General features: G+C 47.0%; 14 protein-coding genes. 5 read left to right on the forward strand and 9 right to left on the reverse strand.

Annotated elements, in window-relative coordinates; all coding sequences use genetic code 11:
• Positions 1-280 precede the first annotated feature (280 nt).
• Positions 281-616 carry a hypothetical protein gene (locus VJ249_10520; GenBank protein ID HKZ94992.1) on the forward strand — a complete coding sequence of 112 codons (336 nt, stop codon included), beginning with the start codon at positions 281-283 and terminating at the stop codon, positions 614-616.
• Positions 617-632: 16 nt separating this feature from the next.
• Positions 633-1,160 (forward strand): hypothetical protein, encoded by a 528-nt coding sequence (locus VJ249_10525; protein ID HKZ94993.1) that lies wholly within the window; start codon positions 633-635, stop codon positions 1,158-1,160.
• A gap of 386 nt (positions 1,161-1,546) precedes the next feature.
• Here VJ249_10525 and VJ249_10530 read toward each other — a convergent pair whose 3' ends face one another.
• From VJ249_10530 to VJ249_10555, 6 genes are all read right to left on the reverse strand, one after another.
• Positions 1,547-2,182, reverse strand: coding sequence for a hypothetical protein (locus VJ249_10530; protein HKZ94994.1), 636 nt, complete (start codon positions 2,180-2,182; stop codon positions 1,547-1,549).
• Between the two features lie 878 nt (positions 2,183-3,060).
• Complete coding sequence (locus VJ249_10535; protein ID HKZ94995.1) at positions 3,061-3,564, reverse strand: hypothetical protein; 504 nt, start codon at positions 3,562-3,564, stop codon at positions 3,061-3,063.
• A gap of 193 nt (positions 3,565-3,757) precedes the next feature.
• Entirely contained in the window at positions 3,758-4,003 is a 246-nt protein-coding gene (locus VJ249_10540) for a GYD domain-containing protein (protein ID HKZ94996.1), read from the reverse strand.
• Positions 4,004-4,049: 46 nt separating this feature from the next.
• Positions 4,050-4,949: a DNA glycosylase gene (locus tag VJ249_10545; protein HKZ94997.1), complete on the reverse strand. Its 900-nt coding sequence runs from the start codon at positions 4,947-4,949 to the stop codon at positions 4,050-4,052.
• A gap of 14 nt (positions 4,950-4,963) precedes the next feature.
• Positions 4,964-5,614, reverse strand: coding sequence for an MBL fold metallo-hydrolase (locus tag VJ249_10550; protein ID HKZ94998.1), 651 nt, complete (start codon positions 5,612-5,614; stop codon positions 4,964-4,966).
• 26 nt (positions 5,615-5,640) lie between these two features.
• Positions 5,641-6,387, reverse strand: coding sequence for an HAD family hydrolase (locus VJ249_10555; GenBank protein ID HKZ94999.1), 747 nt, complete (start codon positions 6,385-6,387; stop codon positions 5,641-5,643).
• Positions 6,388-6,434: 47 nt separating this feature from the next.
• Here VJ249_10555 and VJ249_10560 point away from each other — a divergent pair, with 47 nt between their 5' ends.
• Both VJ249_10560 and VJ249_10565 read left to right on the forward strand, forming a co-directional pair.
• Entirely contained in the window at positions 6,435-6,668 is a 234-nt protein-coding gene (locus VJ249_10560) for a hypothetical protein (protein ID HKZ95000.1), read from the forward strand.
• A 98-nt stretch (positions 6,669-6,766) separates the two neighbouring features.
• Positions 6,767-8,491, forward strand: coding sequence for a C25 family cysteine peptidase (locus VJ249_10565; protein ID HKZ95001.1), 1,725 nt, complete (start codon positions 6,767-6,769; stop codon positions 8,489-8,491).
• 73 nt (positions 8,492-8,564) lie between these two features.
• Here the strand turns inward: VJ249_10565 and VJ249_10570 are convergent, their stop codons facing one another.
• Complete coding sequence (locus tag VJ249_10570) at positions 8,565-9,893, reverse strand: hypothetical protein (GenBank protein ID HKZ95002.1); 1,329 nt, start codon at positions 9,891-9,893, stop codon at positions 8,565-8,567.
• 465 nt (positions 9,894-10,358) lie between these two features.
• Here VJ249_10570 and VJ249_10575 point away from each other — a divergent pair, with 465 nt between their 5' ends.
• Positions 10,359-11,129, forward strand: a complete 771-nt coding sequence (locus tag VJ249_10575) for a hypothetical protein (protein HKZ95003.1) — start codon at positions 10,359-10,361, stop codon at positions 11,127-11,129.
• A gap of 476 nt (positions 11,130-11,605) precedes the next feature.
• Here the strand turns inward: VJ249_10575 and VJ249_10580 are convergent, their stop codons facing one another.
• A complete protein-coding gene (locus tag VJ249_10580; GenBank protein HKZ95004.1) occupies positions 11,606-14,026 on the reverse strand; it encodes an Ig-like domain repeat protein in 2,421 nt (806 codons plus the stop codon).
• 119 nt (positions 14,027-14,145) lie between these two features.
• Positions 14,146-16,779 carry a PKD domain-containing protein gene (locus VJ249_10585; protein HKZ95005.1) on the reverse strand — a complete coding sequence of 878 codons (2,634 nt, stop codon included), beginning with the start codon at positions 16,777-16,779 and terminating at the stop codon, positions 14,146-14,148.
• Positions 16,780-16,822 lie beyond the last annotated feature (43 nt).

The following is a 16,822-nucleotide window of genomic DNA, read 5'->3' on the forward strand; positions in this document are numbered from 1 at the left end:
CCTGAGAACATTAACCAGACGGGCAATTCTCATATCTGATTAGCATCCTGAAAAGCGTGTCAAACAAATCTAAGCTGGCTTGCCAGCCAGCGACATAATGTCTGAACCACTTTCCATCTCTTGATAAAAAAAAAGATAGAATTTCTATCCCCAACCCAAACGACGATAGCGTGGCGTCAAATTCGACAGCGTTCTCTTGCTGAAGATGCATGCTCTTCAGAATGTGGAAATAGGCGCTTGAGGAGAAGACTTATCATTCACAATCTTCAAAACTGATATTTTGGGACAACCTGTGTTCAGAGGCAGAAAAACTCTTCTGTTCTGGTTTGGTTTGAGTGTTCTGGCTTTGGCTTCTACTGGTCTCTTCCTAATGCTTGGATTGATCTTCATCTATTATCCGACTCATTATCAGCAGATGCATTGGGACTACCTCACATATTTCCCTAGTTACTTTTGGCAGTATTACATTTGGCAAATCATCGGGGCTGCAGCTCTCGCAGCTGCTGGCTTTTTCATGATGAAGGCTGGAACAAAGAAAACTCATGCGCAAGGTTCAAGCGCTCACGCTAAGTATAACATATGGGAAAAGGAAAGACATGGAAACAAGCCTTCATAGTGTCCCCGACACACAGATGAGAGACAGAGATGGCAATAGACACTATCGCCTTTCTCTTTCTCATCGTGAGAAAGCTGTTGCTTTAGCAATGATGATTCTAGCGATAGTTGGAGTAGCATATATTATATCCAATATCTCGAATATTTCTAACATCTCTCCGAAAGAACAGAAAGTGACGCTTTCAGGACCATACAAGTTTGAATATAATCAATATACGTTGCTGCCATATGCCACAGTACGCTCGTTTAACGACTATTATTATATTCGAGCAGATTTGAACGTTCCATTACAGCAGACAATAATTGTTGAATTAGAGAAGAAAGAGGGAACATCGTGGAATCCAGTGACATCTAGTCAGGCTGATTCTACTGGAAAAAGTATTACCTTTTTGATATATCCATATATGATAACTTCATCGAATCCAAATACGGGTCAACGGTATGGTGGAACTTACACGTTTCGTGCTTTCGTTCCAAACCCTGAGGTAGGGTCAAGTGGAGCTTTTAGTAATGAACTATCTGTCAAAGTGGTTGTAGCACAATGAAAATCAAAGAGATTGGCATGCGTACCCAACCAAAGAGATGCGAATAGAGCGGACGGACTTACAGCCTATCCGTTTCTCTCCATCTTCATTACGACGACGCAACATGCCTTGACAAATGCCTAAGGCATTCCTTTAGACATGATTCCCAGAAATGAAAGCTGAAGCACACCAGAATTTCCCACCCTTGCGGCGCCAGCCGCAGATACCCAAAGCCCAAACCTGAAAGGCAATTAGCCACCTTGGTTTGGGGGGGGCATAGAAATTCTATCCCCAACCCAACCCTCCTCCCTCATATCAGAGCATCAGACAGAGACAGAGACTCAGAGAGCACACTATATAAAGGCAAATCAAAGCAGTGGTTCACACTCTACACACTGAGAAATGAGTTATCTAGACCATAGAGGAAACTTTCGTCTTTTCTTATGCAAATCCATTAGCCAGTCCTCATTCAGAGTAATCTCCCTCAGGCATGTTGGGCATGCGAAGACAGAACCTTTTGGCATAGAATTGTGAAGATTGAATTGGGCACCACATTTATTATGTGGACACTTGAAACCTCGCTTACCCCAACCTAACGGAAACTTTAACCCATGATTATAACCTTCGAGAACAATTTTGAGGAAACCTATGTATGGCTCATCAGTAGAACCGAAACCGTATAAGACGTAATTGTTTAGGTAAGGAACAGGGAAGTTTATGGGTTGCTCCTCGCACCAAACCCAAACATCTTTTTTTATGGCACAAGCGAGACCTACTTCATAGCTAATCCAATTCTGTGTATATTTCCATTCTTCCGACTTGCTTTCTTGCGATTTGACTAATTCCTTTCCAATAAGTAGGAACAACGCAGAAGATTTGTCTATCTCAGTCTTGATTGTTTTCCAAGCAGGTGGTTCTATTTTCTCAAATTCTGACCTAAATCTTCTTAGTCCAACAGAGGCGGCGGCATTATCGAATCTGTTGCAGAATTCCTTATCATCTTTGGTGTGAGAAAGGAAAATGCTGTATCTTTCAGGTATCACGACCACCTCTGAAGAGGTTCGTATGAATCCAGATAAATTTTGTCGTTCTGATGAGTAAGAACAAGCCTAGACTAGTTGACCTAAAATTGCCTTAATTTTATGTCCTAACTAGCGCGCGAAATGAAAACGACAACGCCCACATAGCTCATCAGTCCGCCCCGGAACACCAACATAGAAGTAGTAGTCAGCAAGCACGCGGCGTGGACTACTACTTCTAAACCTATCTTCAAAGAAGTTATCATTACCTGTTCTAAGCGGAAATTAATAACACGTGAACAAGAAACCATCCTTTGACAAACGCTTCGGTATTATTACGGTTTCTAAGCCAAAGTTAGCGACACATGAAAACAGAAACCCGCCTCCTCCATCCCTACAAGTCAACATTAAAGAAGTTGGTGTGGCAAACCCTTCAACGTCAACAACAACTTCACCTTTCTCTGCACAATGCACTTGTTGATGACACTAGAAGCGACTGGGCATCAACACCCACACAAACAGTCTGCGTTTGCATGTTCAACCTGCAACTGTCCAAGCAGTCCCAGCACAACCATGCTGGATGATGTCGTCACCGGGAACAGTCGTATGACGATGTCCACACAGCTTCAGCTTCACAAGGCGCTTCAACACGGTAGAAGAAGGTATAAGGGGCTTATCTCCTTCTTCTTTTGAAATTTCCCTTCCCGCAGAGCTCTGTCAACATACTCAATCGTCACGCTTACCAACATTAAACGTCACGCATACCAACATTGAAAGCCACGCTAAAACACCAGCCAACAGCGCCAGAAACACCATACAGAAACAGGAACAGCGCTCAAACAGCAAACTGAAAAGCCGCGCTTTCAACGCAAAAAAATTTTTCTGCACTCATACTAACGAGTCTAGCCTATCGCTAAGACGCCTTCAAACACTTTATCCTCAGAAACATTCAATTCGCGAGCAAGCCAAAACTTCAACAACTTCGAATCCCGCGGAAACTCACCATTATACGTAAGCACGCGACCATCCTTCAAAGCGTCAGCCTGAAAACTCTTCTCCGCCTCCTTAAACAAAAACGAAACAGTCTCAGCATCTTTGGCTAGAACCTTGAAGTCATCCCACTGCTTACAACGCACAATAACCGGCGGACCACGATGCCCATACCCACCCATCTCCTTCGGCGAAGACAACTCCTTAATCAAACTCGAAACCTCAGACTGCAACTGCCCCAAACGCTCCTCAACCCGCGTAATCTTACTAGGCACCTCACCGCCCTGACTAAACCTTGCAGTAACCTTGCCCAACTCACTTATGAGGCGATCCAAATCCTTCTCATGCTCACGCAAAACATTAATAATAAAGTCTACTGCTTCCAACGCCTCATTCTTACCCGGTCTCTTCGCCAAGTCCACACACCACAGATATCATCGACACAACGTGGCAATCAAGTACAATACATGCCCACAGCTTAAATAAACATAATGCATTTGCAAACAATATCCACACAGAAGCATCGACATACATACTCACAGTAACATTTGACCATGGATTAGGCTCTTCGCTGTTGTACGCAACAACAAAAAAAGAGGACTAGGGCAGTTAAAGTTCTTCGGCTGGCACCGCAATCAAAGTCTCAAGCGTGTACTGGGTAGCAAACCCTGTCTCCATAATGAACTTCATAGCCGACACTTCATTTGAAGCCTCAAACATCAACACGCCATCATAACGTCCGTACGTGAAATACACGCCCTTGATCACAATGCCCTTAACTGGCTTCAATCCCTTGAGATATTTGATGGCCTCGACGCCTTTACCCTTAGGCTGCATCAAAGTAATGAACAACATTCGAAAACACCAAACATAATGCTGCCAACCACAAACTTAAGCCTTCTCAACCCTGCAACGACAGACAACGCTTATAATGATAGAGATACTCCTGAGCATAACCCACAAACTCGCCAAAGTACTCTCTACCAAACGCATAAACAGCCTGATACTCCCCCCTCGAAAGACCCTCACGAGTCCTCATCTTCTCCACAAACGCAGACTCAAAATACTGCGAATAGTACTCAAGGACTATGCGCTTCATCCAAACATCAATAGGAAACGCTTCAAGCTTGTCAAGCGAAAAAAGCAGAACACAATCAGCCACTTTGCTGCCGACGCCAGGCAAACACATTAGCTTCTTCTTCGCGAACTCGTACGGCAGATCCCTTAGAGACTCGAGGTCAAACTTGCCTCTGTCAATGGCTCTAGCCGTCTCACGAACATACGAAGCCCTGTAACCAAGCCCGCAACGCCTTAGGTCAGGAAGACTGGCCTCCGCTAATGCACGGCACTCAGGAAAACCGTAGAACTCTACACCCTCAAATTGGATGGGCGTGCCAAAACGCTTTGAAAGACTGTAAACCATCTGTTTAATAGCTGGAATATTCTTGAACGTGGCGCAGATATAAGAGATAAGGCACTCCCAAGGCTCCTGCCGAAGCAGTCGAAGACCACGGAACCCTTTAACAGCCTGGCGCACAAATCCATCCTTACTAATCCGCAGGTAGATTTCGGGCAAATTGTCGTCTAAACGGAAATATCGCCTCACGAACCCACTGTCGATATCATCAGCCGATGCCGCAAACTCCAACGCATCGTTGTCGCTTTGCCGCACCTTCAGCACTTCTTGCCGAACAACGCCAACCCAACGATCTCCTTCCTGCTGCCACCTGAAAGTCTGCCCACACGATAAAGTGTGACTCAGGCTGAACGGAGTCTTAGTCAAATCCAGCTGAATGCGCATAATCAAGCTGCCCTCTATCTAAACACTGTCCAGTCAAAACTCTGCAGAAACGGGTTATTCTTCCGCTCTTCACCGATAGTTGAAACTGGGCCGTGACCTGGGTAGACCTTAAAATGGTCTGGCAGCGTCAAAATCTTGCTCTTCAGAGAATTCACCAACTCATCCAGTGAACCGCCTGGAAGATCATATCTGCCAATTGAACCCGCAAACAAGGTGTCACCCGAGAAAACCACATCAGAGCCGAGCAAGATTATGCTTCCCCTGCTATGCCCCGGCGTGTGAACGACCCTCAATTTCACGTTGCCGACTTCTATCAATTCCCCGTCGCGAAGCTTTCTGTCCGCTGGAGGATCACTCAGCAAAGAAGCGTCCTGCTCATGGATAAGAATGGGCGCCTTGTAGCGCTCCTTCAGAATCTGGTTTCCACCATTGTGGTCAGGATGACCATGCGTGTTAAGGATGAACTTAACATTGAACCCATTGCGTTCAATCTCGTCAATGATGGTCTTCGCCTCAGACCCCCTCTCGAATCCCGGATCAATAACGACAGCTTTACCTGTTTCTTTGTCCGCCACTAAGAAACAGTTGGTCGCCAACAACCCAACAGTAAACATTTTGACAAACAACGAAGCCCCACTCATCCTGAAAGTTCGTTCTAGATACACTCGCCTCTCACATAAACCATCCTAAGTTACTCTGCCAACTCGAATCTGCGCAGTACACTAAACAATTCCTCCAACTTACCAATTGTGCCATCCGCCTTGATCCTGCCGACTGTCTCAATCGAAGAGGGTCTTCTCAACCAAACCGCGTACATGCCAACCTTCTTCGCACCCTCCACATCGTGATCCAACTCATCGCCAACAAACACTGTCTCCGAAGCCGACACACCAAGCTCTCGCAAAGCCGCCTGGAAAATTCTCGAACTGGGCTTGCGCCAGCCCACATCCACCGAAACCACAACCACATCAAAAAATGTCAAAACGCCAAACCGCTCAAGAGTTTTCCACACAGCTGAAGAACACGAGAAATTAGACACAACTCCGACCTTGAACCTCTCCTTAAGCCTGCCAAGAACAGATGGAACATCCTCTTCCATAGTTCTAGCTTGAATCCAAGGTTCCATAAAAGCCTCAGTGGCATCCAATATCAGTTTGTCCGTAAACTGAAAGGAATAGCCCAATCTCCCCAAGGCTTCGCATATTATTGAAGCAAAGGCTACCTCTTTAAGAGAATCCTCGCTCCAAATTCTGTCACGAATGCCAACATGAACCTTCCTGTACTCATCAAAAGGAACAACAACTCCGTTCTTCACGAGACTTTGATGAAGCGGAACTAGCAGGTTCTCATAATCGAAATCGGACGGAGTATCCACAAGCGTGCCGCCAAGATCAAACAACACCGCCTTAATTCGCATAGCTAGCTGTTCTCCAATCATAAATCATTTAACACACTTTAGCCAATTAAGTTGTTAGAGGGGAAACAATGAGATTTCCCTTAGATTGGCTCTCATCTGAGAGATGGTACTGGATAACCATTCTTGGCTGCTTTGCGGTGTTAGCCGGTCCGTTAATGATCATCTACATCATAGTCTTCCTGCCCGCCCCCCTCAATGCCGTAGCCGTTTTTGGGCTCATCCTGGGTTGGAGCCTTGCAGGGGGCTACAAAGACTGGGTTAAAGCCGAAAGAGAAGAGGAAAAACCCTCCGTTCAGGGATGAAGCATTTCCCTAGGTTCGCTCGGTATTCTCGCGATGATGCTTGGCAATTCCGAGACAAGGTGAAAGAAAGCATTTATTCCTGTTTTGAAGCCAGTATTATGTCGAAGATGTTTACAAGAGCGGTTTTGTTATCCAGTTTTGTGTTCTTGGCAATCTTGCTGCTCACCTGCCTTAGCCAGCTTCCCGTTGTGTTATCAACAGATTCGCCGTCTAACGAGCCTTTGGTCATCGTCATAGCCGAGTCTGGGATGTACGATGAGATTGCGACTTCTCTGCAGCAGTACAAGGAAGATGTTGAGAAATCTGGGTTCTCACTGAATATTACCACGTCAAATCAGCTCTTGAACGGAACGAAGGAGGGGGTCAGGGAGTATCTTCAGAGGTTTTGGAGATTAAGGAACCAAACCGTCATTGGAGCCTTGTTAGTTGGGGACATCGCTGAGGCGTGGTACGAGGTGGGGTCAAACAAGTTTCCAACAGATGTCTATTTCATGGATTTGAATGGGATATGGGTGGACACGAGTGGCAATGGAATCTACGATAAGCATTTGGACACATCGGGACCAGAAATATGGGTTGGGCGACTCAAGGTATCAACTGTCAATGGTGACCCAATTGATCTGTTGAAAAGATACTTTGACAGAAATAGTCAATACAGAAATCAACTTACATCGATTCCTTGGTGGCGAACTCTATTGTACATGGACGACCAAGGAGTGGCTCAGAATCACGATGCCAGGACACCGCTGGGCTACATCGCTCCTCAAGTAATCTCAGTAACAAATGGCCGAACAACCAACGCCGATGATTATAAACAGAGGCTTCAGGACGAAGTTGGTTTCCAGTGGCTTTATCTAATGTCTCATGGAAACTCAACTTATCACACATTTCAGGTTCCTTCAAAAGAGACTTTTTACGAATGGGACGGCACAGTTTATGCTTCTGACTACCGGACCCTCAACCCTCACGTGTACTTCTACCACTTTTTCGTTTGCTCCGGGGGCAGATACGTTGATGAAGACTATCTGGCTGGAGCATCGGTTTTCGGAAACGACTACGGCCTTCTCGCTGTTGCTTCAACCGATGACACGTACACTTTTCCGTATGATGGCTTTTACAAGGCTCTGTCCGAAGGCCAGATGATCGGTACAGCCTTTCTTCAATGGCTCAAGAACAGCACCGCAGATTACATGCGGCGCACATCGACGGGTTTGTCTCCGTTCAATTTGCTGAGCGACAGCGATTATGACACCCTGCTTCACAGCATGGTCATAATAGGCGACCCAACACTTCGTTTGCGTATTGAAAACCACGGCATTGAAGTCGCGGGTGTGACGGCAGCGATGCAGAATGTTTCAGGCACAGAGACGTTAGTCGTGTCGTTCACGGTTGAGAACACAGGAGACTTCCCCGAAGCGTTCAATGCAACTGTCCACATTGATTCCAATTTGGTCTATGAGAGTAGTCTGATGCTTGAGTCGAAGGGCAATCGGTCGATAACGTTCTTTCCGAAAGATGCATCCAAGTACATATGGAGCGATTTTATCCATCACCAGGTTCGGGTTGAAGTCAGTTCTGGGTCGTGGGAGTTTGATGTTGAAAACAATGTCAGGTACGAGTATTTCGTGAGCAAAATCATCCCTAAGTCGATACTAGCGGATCTTCCTGAAGTGATCTTTGCTTTAGGTGGAGTCTTGTTCTTTGGTTTGATGGGTTGGGGTTTTCTGAGATTGTTAATGTCTGATAGGCCATTGTATTATGCTCACCGTGGTCTTGCGAGAGTGAGCGCGTGGGTCAGGACAGCTTTACTCCGCAGAACCTAGGGTGTTCAGGATTCCTCACGTAACGAACAGGTGACTGTGCGGATTTGAGAGAAAGAAAAGGAGAGTCATCTGATTATGGGTAGTGTCTGCCGTAGTTCTTGCCTATCCCCATTAGGTCTCTGGCGTCTACGATGCCGTCTGGTGGATAGTTTTCGCTTCCCGGTGGATCCTCTGGACCTGTGAAGTCAGCCGCTAAGTCGTCAGTGCCGAGGACCATGCCAAAATAGGCGATGTCAGAAGCGTTCACTCTGCCGTCGCATGGATATAATTCGCTGCCCGGAGGATTCTCGGGTCCTGCTATGTCGCCAACAATCCTGTTGTTGAAGTATGCGTCAATAGCCGTATGTGACATTGGTATTGGTGTATAGGGTGGAACTAAACCTGGTTCAAGTAGTTTTGTGCCCCACAGGTCAAGGTTAGCTGCGCCGTAGTTTACGCGCAGTGTGAAGTTGGCTATCATGCCGCCTCCTAGGACTGGCCAAATGGCGGTCCAGGGTTCGCCTATTAGCGAGTCTGCGACGTAGAGGCTGACGTTGGTTGGGAATCTCATGTATTTGGCAGTCCAGAAAGTCTTACCTACGTTGCGTGGGTCTGAGGTTAGGAACGGACCTTCCGAAACGGAAATTGGAGCCAATGTCAACCCAACGTCATCCCACTTGATTTCTACGTAATTGTTGGTTCCGATGTTTGCGGTGATCAGCTGGCTTCTCAGCTCGAATCTGTAGGTGCCTTTTTGGGTGAACGCGGCTGCGGGAGCGGTCGTGAAGTTGTACGACCAAGGTCTTGCACTTGTGTAAGTTCTCGTGGTGATTAGGGTCGAGATGGTGGAGTCGGGTTTTATTACACGAATGCCTACTGAAACTGAGCCAAAATTGTTGCCGCTAATGGTGTACGCAAAGGACAGGAGTGCGCCTCCGTCGGGTGGAGCTCCTACGGTCCAGTTGAAAGTTTGAGCCAGCAAGTAGGTTATTGAAGCTCCTCCCACTGAAGCTGGGGCGTTTGCTCTCATTCTGTAGCTTCCGGGTCCTGAGCCTGGTGACGGATTACCATCGCTAGAATTATAACCATAAGTTGCGGTTCCACGTGTCACTGTTACCGTTGGTGTCCAGCCGGATGCGTTTGTGGTGAAGTTCCCGTTTGTTATGGGTTCAAACTCGGTGAAGGTTTGTTGGTCGAGTGCTAAATAGAATTCGTGGCCAACCATGCCTGGAAAGGCAATATCGGATACGTTGACTTTCCATTGAGTTAACGAACCGGGTGTGGGGGTTAAATCGCCTGAGACGTAGTCGGGGTCTATGAATATTGTTGGGGTTTGCGCTCGTACTACGGGTGCGGTTGCGAGGATGCCGCTTGTAACGAGCAGAATTACAGTTAGATTTAGCCACAAATACCTCTTAAGCATTGCACGTGCCTCTCTCTCTATCCTCTAGCTATCTATTGAGACTGTATTTTAACTTTCTGATAAAGCTTTATGGAACTGAACACTATTGCCCGTATGCCTAATCTGCATTTGGCATCCTATTTCGAGCGTTATGCCTCTCTTAGTATGCTGGATGCTGGTTCATTGCTACGTTATGCTTTCCTGCGAAAGCGTTGAGGGTTAGTATGGGTGCAGAAATTTTTTTTGCGGTGATAGTTCTATTTTTCTGTTGGTGTTTTGGCGGCTGTTTTGGTTTCTGGTTGGTGGGTTGGGCTCTGTTTACTTTTGGTTTGTGGTGCGGTTCAACATACTTATGCGTGGCTTTTGGCATGTTGACGGCTGCGAGAAAAGTAATCTCAGTCGGGGCATTCTGTGAACCGGTGTGGCTTCTATAGCTTAGCATTGCTTATAGGTTGGAGGTCGGTTATTCACAGATATGAGAAAACCATGAAGTCCACATTTGTTCTACTGGTTATTTTGGGATTGACCGCGGCGCTGTTGATGCCGGTTAATGATGCTTCGGCTGTGACGTATGAGGTTGGGGTTGAGACAGGTCAATGGGCAACGTATTCTGTTTTGGGTGGATGGGATGTTTCGCCCGCAAATGTCAGTGTCTCAATGCCTCAGGCGATTCGAGACGCGAGGAACACTGAGTCCATAAATATGAGTGTGGAAAGCGCGTTCCAGAAGACTGTGATGTTGGCTAGGACAACGCGGTTCAAGAATAACACGAGAACGGTTACGTTGATCTCGGGCAACGTGGAGACAGGTGCGGGAACACTCAACTTAACTGTTGTTTCGCGTGGTTTGGAAGTTGGAGACAGTGTTACCAATGCGCCGACAGCATCTGCAAAAATTAAGCTGTCTGACCGGAAGACGTATGCCAACGCTGAGCGCGTTGTGAACTACTCGAACATTACGGAGTTCACGATTGCGGGTAGCCGTTGGTATGAGTTTCGGTGGGATAAGGCTACGGGAATTTTGGTGGCTATGCGGTTCTTTCAGGAGGATCGGACCACTGATTATGCAGCTGTTTCGTCCATCATAATTTCGATGACGAGCACTAGCATGTGGGAGCCTGAGGGTTCAAACCCGTTTAGTTTTGTCTTACGTTTCGGTTCTGAAATGGTGGTTGTTGGTGTGTTCGTGACCGCTGCGGTTTTGGCTGGTTATGCGGTGTTTCGCAAGCCGAAGAAAGGTAGGGTTAGGAGACGCTAAGGAACGCGTGTGAGTTACGCCTCAACTAGACTATGAACTGGGTGAATTGCGCTGCGTGTTCAAGTGCAAGGGCTTTGTGCCATGGTTCGCTTTTTGGGTTGCGGCTGCGGGAAAAGAAATTTCAAAAGAAGAAGGCGGCTTTTCCCTTTATACCTTCTTCTACTATGTTGAAGTGCGTTGTGCGGCTGAAGCTGTATGGATATCGTCGTCAGAGTGTTCCCGGTGACATCAACGAGTCTGGGCATTGCGCTTTGGGGTGTGTTTGGGTTTTTGTATGGTGCTTTGGGTTCTGCTTGCCCGCTGTTTTGTGTCAGGGCTTCGTCACTGTTAGGCCTGGTTTCGTCAAGGGATGGAACGTAGGCTGGTTTCTGTTTCAGATGTTATTAACTCCTGCTTAGAAACAGTAATAATAACTTCTTGAGTGTTTGTGTGGCTGTGTAGAAGTTATTGTTTGTGTTGGTTGTGTTTTGCCACAACTAGTGCCTTCTTGTCCAAGCGAGGGCTGCGGCTGCGGCGATTAGGATGATGATTGCAGCTGCGTATAATGCGTATGTGGTCAAGTTTGGGGGGTTTTGGACAACAGTCACGGTTGTTGTATTGCTTTCTGATGCGAAGGCTTGGTTGCTACCAGTCCATTTTGCTCTCAGTTCGTAGGTGCCCGTTGAGTCTGGGCGCCAGTCGAACTTGAACCATCCGTTTTCGTCTGTGTGCAACTTAACAAGCAGGTTCCATGACCCGTTGTTTAACTTGTACTCAATTGTCACAACTGCCCCGATAGTGGTTGGGCTTATCGACCCGTTCAGTGTTATTGCCTGACCAAGGGAGACGTATTCTTGATCTGTCGAAAGAGATATGACGCTGTTGAGCTTTGCCACAACCGTTATGGTGCTGCTTATCGATCCGAATGCTTGGTCGTCTCCATTCCACATTGCTCTTAATTCGTGAGTGCCTGTTGAGTTGGGCCGCCATTGAAAGGTATATCTTCCGTTTTCGTCTGAGACCGTGTGTCCAATCGGATTCCATGACCCGTCGCTTGATTTGAGGTCGATTGTGATCGTTGATCCGGAGCTGGTTGCATTGATCGACCCGTTTAGTGTTGCTGTTTGTCCGAGGGCGATGTATGTTTGGTTTGTCGAAAGAGTGACGATGCTGCTGAACTTTGCTGCGACGAGTATGGTGTTGCTTGTTGATCCCTGATATGCGTCGTCGCCGTTCCATTCCGCTTTGAACTCGTTAACTCCGGCAGTGGATGGGGACCAGTCATGTGAAAACAAGCCGTTCTGATCTGTTTTCAAATCGGTGAGGGTGTCCCAAATGCCTTCTCCTTGTGCTCGCTTGAAAATTGTAACGTTGACGGGTGACCTGACGTTGGCGACTTCGCCACTTATTACGGCTGTTGAACCAACCCTTATTGTCGTGATTGGAGATACTGAGACTGATGTTGTTGTTGCGAGTTTTTGAACGGTAATCAACTGGGTTGCGTTTTTGTTGATTGCATCGTCGTCGGTCACCGTTAGAGTCACGGAGAAGTTTCCAGCTTTGTTATAGGCGTGGGTTACTGACGATTCTGTTGTGGTCGTTGAATTGGAGTCTCCGAAATTCCACCTGTAGCGTTCTATGACTCCGTCTGGATCGTAGCTCAGAGAACCGTTGAAGACAACTCTTTCAAATGCGTAAGGATTGACTGGGTTAAAAGTGAAGATCGCGACTGGGGCGTGAAGCACAGATACAATTCTCATTGAGCCCGTTTGGATGTTGTTAGTTGTGTTTTCTTCTCCTTGCACCGGGCTTGCTTCAGCTTTTATTGCGTAGAAGCCTTGGGCATAGCCTGTTGTGTTCCAGATGTAAACGACTGTTCTGTTTTCGAATCCAGCCAGAGCGTTGACTTCGACTGTGTACAGTGTCGTCCATTGGGTTGCTGTTATGTTCTGGAAGTCGAAGTAGGTCGAGTTGTATGAGAGTGTGACAGTCGTGCTTTCGAGTTGGTTCCCGTTGTTGCTGATGTTGACGTTGACTGTGGTAGTGCTGAGGTTGCCGATTAGAACGCTGTGGGGTGAAGCTTCAACAGATAGTACGGCTAACTCGTGGATGGCAATTCCGAAGGTTATGAGGGCTACTAGAATGTTGCTTGTCACATTGCTGCTGTCTGTTACGATCAGTTTGACTGATGCGTTCTCCTGTTTAGGTGGTATTGTTCCTGGGTATAGATGGAACGTTACTGGATTTGTTGTGCTGGTACTTCTATTCGTGTCTCTTGAATCTGGGGGGTCCCAAAACCACAAGTAACTTTGGATCGTGCCGCCTGGCGAATAGCTTGAGGAAGCGTTAAAGGAGACATTGTAGGCTTGCGCAAAGTACGTGTACCTTGCTGTGGGTAATTGGGTTGGCTCCATGTTTCTGAAGTAGCCGTCCTGCGATGTGTGGAGAATTGGGTTAATGTCAACATCATCTAGTTTCGTGGCAAAAAGGTGAAGGATTGTTTCTCCTCTTCTCCTTACGACAAACGTAACGTTTGCTAGGGTTCCGCTTCCGTCAGCCCATGCATAATCAGTGATCATTGAGCCTATTGCAAGGTAGTCTTCCTCAATTCGCGGCGGTGCCCACAGTGTTGATCCGCCACTTTTTAGGAAAGAGCCTTCTCTGATCAAGCTGCTGTTTGTGTAAAGAAGCGCAGGATTATATCTGAGTTTGATTGACCAGCCGTGAAGCCCTTCTATGTTCGAGACGTTAATGTTGATGGTGAAGCGTGTGAGAATGTTTGCTTCGTCTGTGAGGCTTGGCGGATCTATGAAAATTGTGTTGTCTGGAAGAGGTTGTGAATAAACTCCTTCGCCTATGATTATCATGTTCAGGATTAGTATGAAGACAATGGTTGATGCTGTCTTGTTGGTCTTCACGTGCAGACCCTTTCTCTAGCTAAGTATGTGTGAGTTTCTTGTTCTTCAATGTTGTTCTGAGCGTCAGAGGTTTCGATTTCTGCCGCTTGATTAGGAGAAGAGGGTGGCAGTTGGGCTTGTTATTTCCGCCTTCTAATTAGGTAGATGCCTACTCCAATGACGACAATGAGTATGATGGCGCCTATGATGTAGGGTGTCAAATCTAGTGATGGAGGCGGTGGTGGAGGCGGTGATGTGCTTTGAACTTGGATGTTGGCTGTTGGGCTTTCGCTGTTGACGTATTTGTCGTCGCCTGCAAATCGTGCTTTGACTGTGTAGTTTCCAGCAGTATTTATCGTCCAAGTGTGTTGATAGCTTCCAGCTTGGTTTGATGTGACGTTTTGTAGCAGCGTCCAATCGGTGGTTGCTGTTTTGTATAGGATGGAGACTTTTGCTCCGCCACGTGTTGGTGTGACCTGTCCGCTTATTGTGACGTTTTGACCCACCTGAATTGTCTGTGCGTTTAGGCTGACTGTGACGCCGCTGGTGATTTTGGACACTAGAACGAATTTTGTGATTGTGGCGTTGAAATCTTCGCCGTCGAATACTTTCAGTGTGACTGAGAAATTGCCACTTCTTGCATAACTGTGTGTTGTGGTTTCCGTGAGGTTGACGCCTGCGTAAATGACCTTTGTGCCGTCTCCGAAGTCCCACATATAGGTTATGATTTCGTCGCCTGAGACTGTTGCTGTGTCTGGAGCTGATGAGGATGAGTCGAATGTTATTGTTTCATCTACCTTTGGGGTAACGGGTGAGAATGTGAATTGTGCGGCGGGAAGGTAGCCGACGTATATGAGTTGGGAGAGAGAGCTGCCTAATGTGGCGTTGTCTGTCACTGTCAAGGTTATGTTGAATAGTGCCCTGCTGTTGAAGCTATGTTGGATACTAACCATGTCATTGTATGTGGGCTGTATGGTGCCGTTTATTCTCCATGTGTACGTGCTGATCGACCAGCTGGGTGCTGCTTGACTGGCTGAAGCGTCTATATGGACTGCTTCTCCTACGAGAGGTTTAACTGGTGAATAAGCAAATGCGACTACAGGTGCACTAGTTACTAGAACCTCAAGGATTAGTTTGTTGTCGCCGGTTCTGCCGTTTTCAACTTCTCCTGTTATGTTGCTTGCTTGCGCGGTGAGATTGTAGAAACCTCTTGAAAGAGCTGAAGTAGCCCACATGTATTCTAGGGTTGTTGACGTTTTGGACGTTAGGAAGATGTTTGTCCATTCTGTGAGGAGGGTTGAGTCTTGATGAAGAGTCACGTTAAAGGTTGCGTCGAAGCCTCCCGTGTTTTCAACTTTCACTTGTACAGTAACTTGGCTGACTCCGTAGTCGATAATGTTTGGCGGTTTCAGTGTTGGTGTAAGTTTGATTTCGGTTACTGCTACGTTGGGGATTTCTTCGAGTTCGACTTCGCCCCATACGTCAATATTGTTCGCCAGATTTAGGTCCATTTCTCTGAAGTACAGGTCTCTCAGGAATTTCTTGGCGTCGTCATTAACCTGGCTGATATTTGCCCACATGGTGTAGTTGCCTACAGGAAGACCCGCTGTTTGCCAAGTATAGTTCAGGGTTATTGGTGGCGTGCCTGGGATAAACTGCCAAGGTGGACTTCCCCCCACAGGGTCTCTCTCATGAACGTTAGACCATGCCCGTAACCCTCGGCTGACATTGTATGGTATGAGAGTGTCGGTCGCGCCATCATTTTGATAAAGGGTCACGTTGACACGCTCGGTGCTACCAAGGTTTCCATAGTTAGTGATGTTCACTTTGACTGAGACGGTTTCACCTGGACTGACTAGGGTCGGCACAACTTCTATTATGGAAACCGACACGTCACGTATTATTGGCTTCACGGGCGCCAAGTACTCGGTTGATTTTCCTTCGCCGTCTGTCACCGTAAGGTTAACCATATACGTGATACTAGCGCTGAAACTGTGTGTCGTTACTGGGTCACTCCCGGAGATTACGGTTCCATCGCTGAAATCCCACGCATAATTCGTTATCGTCCCAGAAGGGTCGCCTGGCGTCGCCGTGTTTGGATCATAGCTCCCGAAGAAACGACCCTCCAGTATGTGAGCTGTTGCGTTGAACGTGATGATCTCGTCCACAAACGGGTCTCGGCTCAGATGATATGGGGTTGTGTATCCTGAAATGGGTTGAGCAGTGGTCGAAGGCAGATAATAGAAGACGGCTCTAGGAAACGTCGTATAAAACACGCTGTCAACGGGCGCTGGCTGATCAAGTATTGGGATCAAAGCCGCATCATAGAACACAGTGTTAAACAGGTCGAGGTCCACTCTTCCATTGCCAACGGTACGGAATGTGACGTTCGCCATTCTCCCTCCGCCATCAGCCCAAGAATAGACTGTGATCAAACAGCTGAGAGCAATTGTATTGGCTCCCACCGTCTCAATGAAGAGTGTTTGTCCACCAGACTGAAGGAAGGGCCCCTCGTCTATCATGCTCGTGTCAGTAGTTATGATACTTGGATCAAACTTCAGTTCAAGTTGCCAGCTTCTAACTCCCTCAACGTACGTAACATCAATATCTACGGTGAACTCTTGCCCTATCTCATAGACATTCAAAGCAGGGAGGACTTGAACTTCCTCTTGCGCTATTACCTTCGGCACAAGTATAACGCCGAATAGGGTACTTGCCGTATATGATATTAAGAGAACAATCAGAAATACGGATGCAGTACGTCTAATCCGCATCTTTCCTTTCTCCTTAGGCAACAGCTAATCAAGAAACGATGCA

This window comes from Candidatus Bathyarchaeia archaeon, from assembly GCA_035283685.1.
GTDB lineage: Archaea > Thermoproteota > Bathyarchaeia > Bathyarchaeales > Bathyarchaeaceae > DATETJ01.

What these genes read in the sequence shown, in the direction of transcription:
- VJ249_10545 (HKZ94997.1), bottom strand. Translation starts at nt 4,949, where the DNA reads ATGCGCATTCAGCTGGATTTGACTAAGACTCCGTTCAGCCTGAGTCAC.
- VJ249_10570 (HKZ95002.1), bottom strand. Translation starts at nt 9,893, where the DNA reads ATGCTTAAGAGGTATTTGTGGCTAAATCTAACTGTAATTCTGCTCGTT.
- VJ249_10565 (HKZ95001.1), top strand. Translation starts at nt 6,767, where the DNA reads ATGTCGAAGATGTTTACAAGAGCGGTTTTGTTATCCAGTTTTGTGTTC.
- VJ249_10585 (HKZ95005.1), bottom strand. Translation starts at nt 16,779, where the DNA reads ATGCGGATTAGACGTACTGCATCCGTATTTCTGATTGTTCTCTTAATA.
- VJ249_10540 (HKZ94996.1), bottom strand. Translation starts at nt 4,003, where the DNA reads ATGTTGTTCATTACTTTGATGCAGCCTAAGGGTAAAGGCGTCGAGGCC.
- VJ249_10555 (HKZ94999.1), bottom strand. Translation starts at nt 6,387, where the DNA reads ATGATTGGAGAACAGCTAGCTATGCGAATTAAGGCGGTGTTGTTTGAT.
- VJ249_10560 (HKZ95000.1), top strand. Translation starts at nt 6,435, where the DNA reads ATGAGATTTCCCTTAGATTGGCTCTCATCTGAGAGATGGTACTGGATA.
- VJ249_10575 (HKZ95003.1), top strand. Translation starts at nt 10,359, where the DNA reads ATGAAGTCCACATTTGTTCTACTGGTTATTTTGGGATTGACCGCGGCG.
- VJ249_10525 (HKZ94993.1), top strand. Translation starts at nt 633, where the DNA reads ATGAGAGACAGAGATGGCAATAGACACTATCGCCTTTCTCTTTCTCAT.